The sequence below is a fragment of the Aneurinibacillus thermoaerophilus genome (assembly GCF_019603355.1).
GTDB classification, from domain to species: domain Bacteria; phylum Bacillota; class Bacilli; order Aneurinibacillales; family Aneurinibacillaceae; genus Aneurinibacillus; species Aneurinibacillus thermoaerophilus.
The window spans coordinates 902279-910000 of sequence record NZ_CP080764.1; the positions used below are offsets into that span (position 1 = coordinate 902279).

A 7722-nucleotide genomic window follows, 5' to 3' on the forward strand; every position below is an offset into this window, starting at 1 on the left:
ATATGGGCACAGAACGGGAACAACATATAATGTGATGGTTTTTGCAAGAATACGCAAGAAAGAAAGGATGGCTTATGATGGCAGAACAAAAACAGGCAGATACATTGACGTCAATGGCTCCACAACACGGATATCTTCAGCCAGATATTGAATCGAAAATGTCTCCACGGCCAAATGCGGAGGACTATAACTATAAAGGCAGCGGCAAGTTAGCAGGCAAAGTGGCGCTCATTACGGGAGGAGACAGCGGCATCGGGCGCGCGGTTGCCATCGCGTACGCCAAAGAAGGGGCGGATGTGTGCATTATGTATTTAGAAGCGCATAGCGATGCGGAAGAAACGAAGCGTCAAGTAGAAGAGGAAGGGCGCAGAGGCTTGCTCATAGCTGGCGACGTCGGCGATGAGAAGATTTGTCAGAATGCGGTTCAGCAGGTCATTAACGAGTTTGGTCGCTTGGATATTCTTGTAAACAATGCGGCTGAGCAGCATGTGCAGAACAGCATCGAAGATATTACATCGGAGCAGTTGCATCGGACGTTTCAGACAAATATTTTTTCCATGTTCTATTTAACGAAAGCGGCGTTGAAGCATTTAAAACCTGGGAGTTCAATTATCAACACGGCTTCAATTACCGCCTATAAGGGCCATCCGTTACTAATCGACTACTCTTCTACTAAAGGGGCAATCGTTACGTTTACCCGTTCTCTGTCTCAGTCGCTTGTTAACAAAGGCATCCGGGTAAACGGTGTGGCGCCGGGGCCAATTTGGACTCCGCTAATTCCTTCGACATTCCCACCGGATAAAGTGGAGAAGTTCGGCAAAGACACGCCTATGCGGCGTCCGGGTCAACCGCAGGAGCTGGCACCAAGCTATGTATTTCTTGCTTCGGATGACTCTTCTTACATTACTGGGCAAATGATTCATGTCAATGGCGGGATTATTGTGAATGGATAACGCGGGAAATGTATCGTCCGGTTTTTACGGCTCCACAAGAAAATATTCCAGCTTGTTTGTCGGAGAAGCAGATTTACGATGGGACACCAGACCCAGGGTGTCCCATCATTTGCTTTTCGGCACTCTTTGTTATTGCAGCAAGTTATCCTAGTGAAATTTATATCTTTCTGCTCCTTTTTCAACCTTTTCCTATGATTTATAATAATTCGCATGAAAATATTTGCGATATTTTATGTTACATTCTGCACAGTCAGAAGCTTTCCCTGTCTATTATTAATAATACTGCTTCTTTTGCCGGTAAATTGCTCGTTTGCAGCATCTGAAAGAAGTGTCGGTGCGACGGAAGAAGCGAACCATTTAACTTTGAACAGCGAATCGGCTATCCTTGTTGATTCACGTTCTGGGGATGTGTTATATGAAAAGAACGCGGATCGCGCAATGGCACCAGCCAGTATTACAAAGATCGTAACCGGCATTATTGCTTTGGAATATGGGCGGCTTAACGATAACGTAGTGGTGTCTCGAAATGCGCGTGAAGCGGAAGGGACGCGGATTTTTCTGGCTGAAGGAGAACAAAAACGGCTTGAAGATTTAGTATACGGTCTTTTGCTGAATTCGGGAAACGACGCTGCTGTGGCAATTGCTGAACATATTGACGGAAGCGTTGCGGCGTTTAGTCAACGAATGAATGAATTTGCTGCTTCGGTCGGAGCGCATCATACCCATTTTACCAATCCGAGCGGTTTGTATGAAGAAGACCATATAACAACCGCTTCCGATATGGCCAAAATTACGGCCCATGCAATGAAAAATGAAAAGTTTCGACAAATCGTCCGGACGCGGGTAAAACCGTGGGAAGGAAAAGAATGGAAGAGCAAGCTGATCAATCATAACAAAATGCTTGTATCTTATCAGGGAGCAAACGGTGTCAAAAACGGGTATACCACTCAATCAGGGTTTACGCTTGTAGCGTCAGCCGAGCGCGAAGGGACGGAATTTATCGCCGTGTTAATGAAAGCGGATGATGACAGGCAAATTTATAAAGACGCGATCAAACTGCTTGATTACGGATTTAAAAATTATAAAACCGTTCCTGTGCTACAGGCAGGTGCAAAGATTTCGGAAGGCGGAGAACGTTACCGGATCAGACAAAACGTTTACGCTTCCATTCCAAAAGAGGATCATTTTCGCGTCCATGTAAACGGAGCAGACGGTCTAATTGTTGAAACTGATTCCGGAGTGGTAAGAGAGTATCCATCGGTACTTATGAGGGAACAACATCTCCAAATCGCGGATCCCGATAGAAAGATGGAGAAGATCAGTTCGTCCGGAGATAAATATCAAAGTTTACCCGAATTTTTGATGTTGTGTTTCTGGCGATTGATGATTTTTTTCATGTGCTGGATGGTGATTTTGTTAATAAAGAAAAAACAGGTCTAATTTCTCGCTTGTCTCTATAAATATTATAGGGACAAGTTTTTTTGTAATATGTAATGAATAAGGAAAACATGTATGTTGTTTGATTGCAGAGATCAATGATCAATCAAGGAAAAAATTTAAAAAATATGGAACTAATTCTCATATGTGCTCGTCAATATTAGTGAAAAAATAAGAGGGAGGAAGAAGCATGAAAAAAGAAAAGAAGTGGACAAGTTCTTTGCTGGCGGTATCCCTCATCGCGGGCGGGATATTGCCTTACAACGTAATGGCAGCAGAGGTCAAAGCGGATTCAGCAACACCTTTCGTCCAATCACAACCGATAAAAACAGCGAAAATCTCGCGTGAAGAGGCGCTGCGCATTGCACAAACGGTGATATCCATTCCAGCTGGGTACAGGAACGACCAAGTAGAATTAGAAAACAATAAAGCGATAGGTCGTACGCTTTGGCACTTATCCTGGAATTTGGGGCAACCGGGAGACGATTACGGCCATATTAACATTTTGATTGATGCACAAGATGGAACGATACTAGGCATGGATCGTTGGTCGCGCGATATGGAACGGAGGAATGTTTTACCGGGCAAGATTGATACGGCAAATTTGCTAACGGAAGCGAAGGCATTTGTTTCCAAGCATTATGGTGCATATGCGAATGAACTAAAATTTGATGAGACATCGCTGGACAGTTTCAAACGTGGAGTTTCTGGCATGGAGAATACGCTTGTTTTTACGCGTCAGCATGACGGAATCCCGGTATTTGACCAGGGCGTACGCTTTACATACGACAAGAGAGGAAAGCTGCAGAGGCTGGAATTTAACTGGCATAATAAGCTACAGTTTGAGAGCAATAAAGGCATAAAGAGTGAAGCTGAGATTTTGCAAAGTGTTGAGCGAGATTTAGAACTGGAACTGGCTTATTTGCCGAATGGATCACGTCCGGGCGGAAAGATTGCGCTTGCATATGCGCCAAAATTAAAAACGTCAAATGACACATACAGTGTCATTCCGAACTTTATTATTGACGCAAAAACAGGCAAACAGCTTTCCATGGTAGATGGGAAAGAGCTGACGAGCGCTTCCGGATTGAAAAGCGTACTTTCCACGAGTCCGACTTCTCCTCCCGCCAATATGCACTTGAATGAAGCGGGAGCAATAGAAAAAGTAAAAGAATTGGGTTTAGTTGATAAATCTCTAGAAATTCAGCAAAGAAGCTACCGCGAAGAAACTTCTCCTTATGAAAGGAAAATATGGGAGCTTTTTTGGCAGAGTAAAGACGGTTCTGACAAGCACATTTATGTATCGTTAGATGCGCAGACTGGGGAATTAATCAGCTTAAATCGGTATGATACAAGATACGGCATGAAAATGGAAAAGCCGGAGCAAGTGAAGGTGAATGTGACAGCACAACAGGCGGAAAAAACAGCGGAGGCTTTTGTTAGAAAGGTGCTTCCGGGACGTTTGAGTAACCTATATACGATGGAAGCTTCTCCAAATTATTTCGGAACAGACACAAACAAAATTATGAGTTATGACGTTTCATTCGTACGCAAGGAAAATGGGATCCGGGTAGTGGGAGAAGGAGCGACGGTTACTGTAGACGCCGAGACGGGAGAAATTGTGAATTACAATATGAACTGGTCCAAATCTGAGCTTCCGGATATCGGTACTATAATTTCCCCTGAGCAGGCGAAAAAGAAGATTATGTCTTTATTGAAAGCGGAGCTTGGCTATTATACATTCCCCCCGTTTTTCTCTCTTTCAGCTGATCAAATCCGGAAAGCGAAGCCTGTATACCAGATCAGCATAAAAACAAAAGGGCAGACAGATGATGCAGGCTTAAGCTATTTGGATGCAAAAACCGGAGAATGGAAATCAGATGGTATTCAGAAAATCAATGATTCTACGCAACCTGTGACCGATATTGCCGGTCATCCGCTTCAAAAAGAATTGCAGGAGATGGTGGATGCAAATCTGCTTGAAGTAAAGGATGGTAAAGTAAACCCGGATCAAAAACTGACTCGCGGAGAATTGCTGAAAGTGTTTTACATAGCAGCGCGCCAACCGTACGATTATTACAACCCGCAGCAAGACTCTTTCTTCTCGGATGTTAAGGAAGAAAGCGAGTATAGACAGGCGGCAGAATGGGCTTTGCAAAATCGCTTGCTGTCGAGAGAAGACAAAATGCTGCGCCCGAATGAGCCGGCCACCCGTGAATTTTTGGCGGAACTGATTGTCAGGGGATTGGGATACGACAAACTGGCAGCGAAAGAGGGAGTATTTGAAAGCAAATTCAAAGATGAGGCTGCGATTCAGAAAAGAGGAAACGCTGCCCTTGTTACTCGTCTTCATATCATGGAAGCGAATTCCAAAGGCGAGTTTGAACCTGCACGCCAGGTGACGAAAGCGGAAGCAGCAGTAGCAATATACCGGTATTTACAAACAAAAGAATTGTTTGCTGACTAAGAGCGACAGTCTGGCGTTGGTTTTGGCGCCAGACTGTTGTTGTCTTTTTCCGGGGCTGGTTCACCGTTGAAATTCGGGGAAATGAACGGCGGCAAAATACAGCATTTGTTTTTATGTCGTTAGTATCCTATGAGACAACCTTGTTCCAGTTTTATTTATATAAAAAAGTAATTGCTTTTACGTAAGAATCGTGATATATTTTCTCTTGTCGATTCGAAAAAATAGCTTTTATATCCAGAAAATAAACATCCCTAAATTAAATTAAAAAATGCTTGTAATTTTATCAGGGATGTAATAAAATATAAAAGTCACTGATAAAAAGTGATAGAAACAGAAGTTCCTTGAAAACTGAACAGTGACACTCGTTTGTGTGCGAGGTAAATATCCCATGAAAGTGAAGGTCAGCTTCAAAGTTGATTTCAGGCACTTTTATGGGGCCCGAAAAACATTCTTTACTTTATTAGCTAGCTTACGAGCTTGCGTATCAATCTTCATCTTTTTTGGAGAGTTTGATCCTGGCTCAGGACGAACGCTGGCGGCGTGCCTAATACATGCAAGTCGAGCGAACCGATGGAGTGCTTGCATTCCTGAGGTTAGCGGCGGACGGGTGAGTAACACGTAGGCAACCTGCCTGTACGACCGGGATAACTCCGGGAAACCGGAGCTAATACCGGATAGGATGCCGAACCGCATGGTTCGGCATGGAAAGGCCTTTGAGCCGCGTACAGATGGGCCTGCGGCGCATTAGCTAGTTGGTGGGGTAACGGCCTACCAAGGCGACGATGCGTAGCCGACCTGAGAGGGTGAACGGCCACACTGGGACTGAGACACGGCCCAGACTCCTACGGGAGGCAGCAGTAGGGAATCTTCCGCAATGGACGAAAGTCTGACGGAGCAACGCCGCGTGAGTGAGGAAGGTCTTCGGATCGTAAAACTCTGTTGTCAGGGAAGAACCGCCGGGATGACCTCCCGGTCTGACGGTACCTGACGAGAAAGCCCCGGCTAACTACGTGCCAGCAGCCGCGGTAATACGTAGGGGGCAAGCGTTGTCCGGAATTATTGGGCGTAAAGCGCGCGCAGGCGGCTTCTTAAGTCAGGTGTGAAAGCCCACGGCTCAACCGTGGAGGGCCATCTGAAACTGGGGAGCTTGAGTGCAGGAGAGGAGAGCGGAATTCCACGTGTAGCGGTGAAATGCGTAGAGATGTGGAGGAACACCAGTGGCGAAGGCGGCTCTCTGGCCTGTAACTGACGCTGAGGCGCGAAAGCGTGGGGAGCAAACAGGATTAGATACCCTGGTAGTCCACGCCGTAAACGATGAGTGCTAGGTGTTGGGGAGTCCACCTCCTCAGTGCCGCAGCTAACGCAATAAGCACTCCGCCTGGGGAGTACGGCCGCAAGGCTGAAACTCAAAGGAATTGACGGGGACCCGCACAAGCGGTGGAGCATGTGGTTTAATTCGAAGCAACGCGAAGAACCTTACCAGGGCTTGACATCCCGCTGACCCCTCCAGAGATGGAGGCTTCCTTCGGGACAGCGGTGACAGGTGGTGCATGGTTGTCGTCAGCTCGTGTCGTGAGATGTTGGGTTAAGTCCCGCAACGAGCGCAACCCTTGTCCTTTGTTGCCAGCATTCAGTTGGGCACTCTAAGGAGACTGCCGTCGACAAGACGGAGGAAGGTGGGGATGACGTCAAATCATCATGCCCCTTATGTCCTGGGCTACACACGTGCTACAATGGACGGTACAACGGGCGTGCCAACCCGCGAGGGTGAGCCAATCCCTAAAAACCGTTCTCAGTTCGGATTGCAGGCTGCAACTCGCCTGCATGAAGCCGGAATCGCTAGTAATCGCGGATCAGCATGCCGCGGTGAATACGTTCCCGGGTCTTGTACACACCGCCCGTCACACCACGAGAGTTTGCAACACCCGAAGTCGGTGAGGTAACCTTCTTGAGCCAGCCGCCGAAGGTGGGGCAGATGATTGGGGTGAAGTCGTAACAAGGTATCCGTACCGGAAGGTGCGGATGGATCACCTCCTTTCTACGGAGTCTCGGCACGCACGAGTATTCACTGTTCAGTTTTGAAGGAACTTCGTTCCTACAAAAAGAAAATATGAAGACGACCGATGAAAACATACAATGTTTTGTTGGAATGTCGGTGTTTTCATTTGCATTCTGGGGGCATAGCTCAGCTGGGAGAGCGCCTGCCTTGCAAGCAGGAGGTCAGCGGTTCGATCCCGCTTGCCTCCACCATACGATGTCTGGTGACAATGGCGAAGGGGTCACACCTGTTCCCATCCCGAACACAGAAGTTAAGCCCTTCAGCGCCGATGGTACTTGGGCGTATGCCCTGGGAGAGTAGGGCGTTGCCAGGCTGGAATGAACGTATCTTTTTTGTTTGTGAGTTTTGCCTGTAAACAAAAAGTACGTACTCATTCTAAACCCATCATAGAAGTTGTACCTTGAAAACTGGATACAGAAGAAACACGCGCAAAACAAGGATTCCATAAAAGAAACCCTTCAATGTGGTTAAGCTACGAAGGGCGCACGGTGGATGCCTTGGCGCCAGGAGCCGATGAAGGACGTGGCAAACGACGAAACGCTTCGGGGAGCTGTAAGCAAGCGTTGATCCGGAGATGTCCGAATGGGGAAACCCACTTCCCGTAATGGGGAAGGACTCCTGCCTGAATCCATAGGGCAGCGAGAGGCACACCAGGGGAACTGAAACATCTAAGTACCCTGAGGAAGAGAAAGCAAATGCGATTCCCTTAGTAGTGGCGAGCGAACGGGGAACAGCCCAAACCGGAAGGTTCGCCTTCCGGGGTTGTAGGACACTCTATACGGAGTTACAAAAGGATGAGGTAGAAG

General features: G+C 47.0%; 4 protein-coding genes, 1 tRNA gene and 3 rRNA genes (1 of these 8 running past the window's edge). All 8 read left to right on the forward strand.

The annotated features are described in order from the left end of the window. The first annotated feature begins 77 nt into the window (after nt 1-77). Nucleotides 78-953, forward strand: a complete 876-nt coding sequence (locus K3F53_RS04860; RefSeq protein WP_057899582.1) for an SDR family oxidoreductase — start codon at nt 78-80, stop codon at nt 951-953. Nucleotides 954-961: 8 nt separating this feature from the next. Further along, on the forward strand, nt 962-1276 hold the full coding sequence (locus tag K3F53_RS04865; protein WP_220559599.1) for a hypothetical protein: 315 nt from the start codon (nt 962-964) through the stop codon (nt 1274-1276). Next, on the forward strand, nt 1245-2393 hold the full coding sequence (locus K3F53_RS04870; RefSeq protein WP_220559609.1) for a D-alanyl-D-alanine carboxypeptidase family protein: 1149 nt from the start codon (nt 1245-1247) through the stop codon (nt 2391-2393). The genes K3F53_RS04865 and K3F53_RS04870 overlap by 32 nt, the downstream gene beginning before the upstream one ends. 187 nt (nt 2394-2580) lie before the next feature. Next, complete coding sequence (locus tag K3F53_RS04875; RefSeq protein ID WP_057899580.1) at nt 2581-4857, forward strand: YcdB/YcdC domain-containing protein; 2277 nt, start codon at nt 2581-2583, stop codon at nt 4855-4857. A 497-nt stretch (nt 4858-5354) separates the two neighbouring features. Then, nucleotides 5355-6895 (forward strand): 16S ribosomal RNA (locus K3F53_RS04880). A gap of 136 nt (nt 6896-7031) precedes the next feature. After that, nucleotides 7032-7107: transfer RNA gene (locus K3F53_RS04885), tRNA-Ala, on the forward strand. A gap of 7 nt (nt 7108-7114) precedes the next feature. Beyond that, a 5S ribosomal RNA gene (gene rrf / locus K3F53_RS04890) occupies nt 7115-7229 on the forward strand. A 152-nt stretch (nt 7230-7381) separates the two neighbouring features. Continuing rightward, a 23S ribosomal RNA gene (locus tag K3F53_RS04895) occupies nt 7382-7722 on the forward strand; it runs 2595 nt beyond the window's last position. Together the 16S, 23S and 5S rRNA genes with 1 tRNA gene alongside form the textbook arrangement of a ribosomal RNA operon.

Coding starts and splice junctions, on each gene's coding strand:
- K3F53_RS04875 (WP_057899580.1), top strand. CDS start 2,581: ATGAAAAAAGAAAAGAAGTGGACAAGTTCTTTGCTGGCGGTATCCCTC.
- K3F53_RS04860 (WP_057899582.1), top strand. CDS start 78: ATGGCAGAACAAAAACAGGCAGATACATTGACGTCAATGGCTCCACAA.
- K3F53_RS04865 (WP_220559599.1), top strand. CDS start 962: ATGTATCGTCCGGTTTTTACGGCTCCACAAGAAAATATTCCAGCTTGT.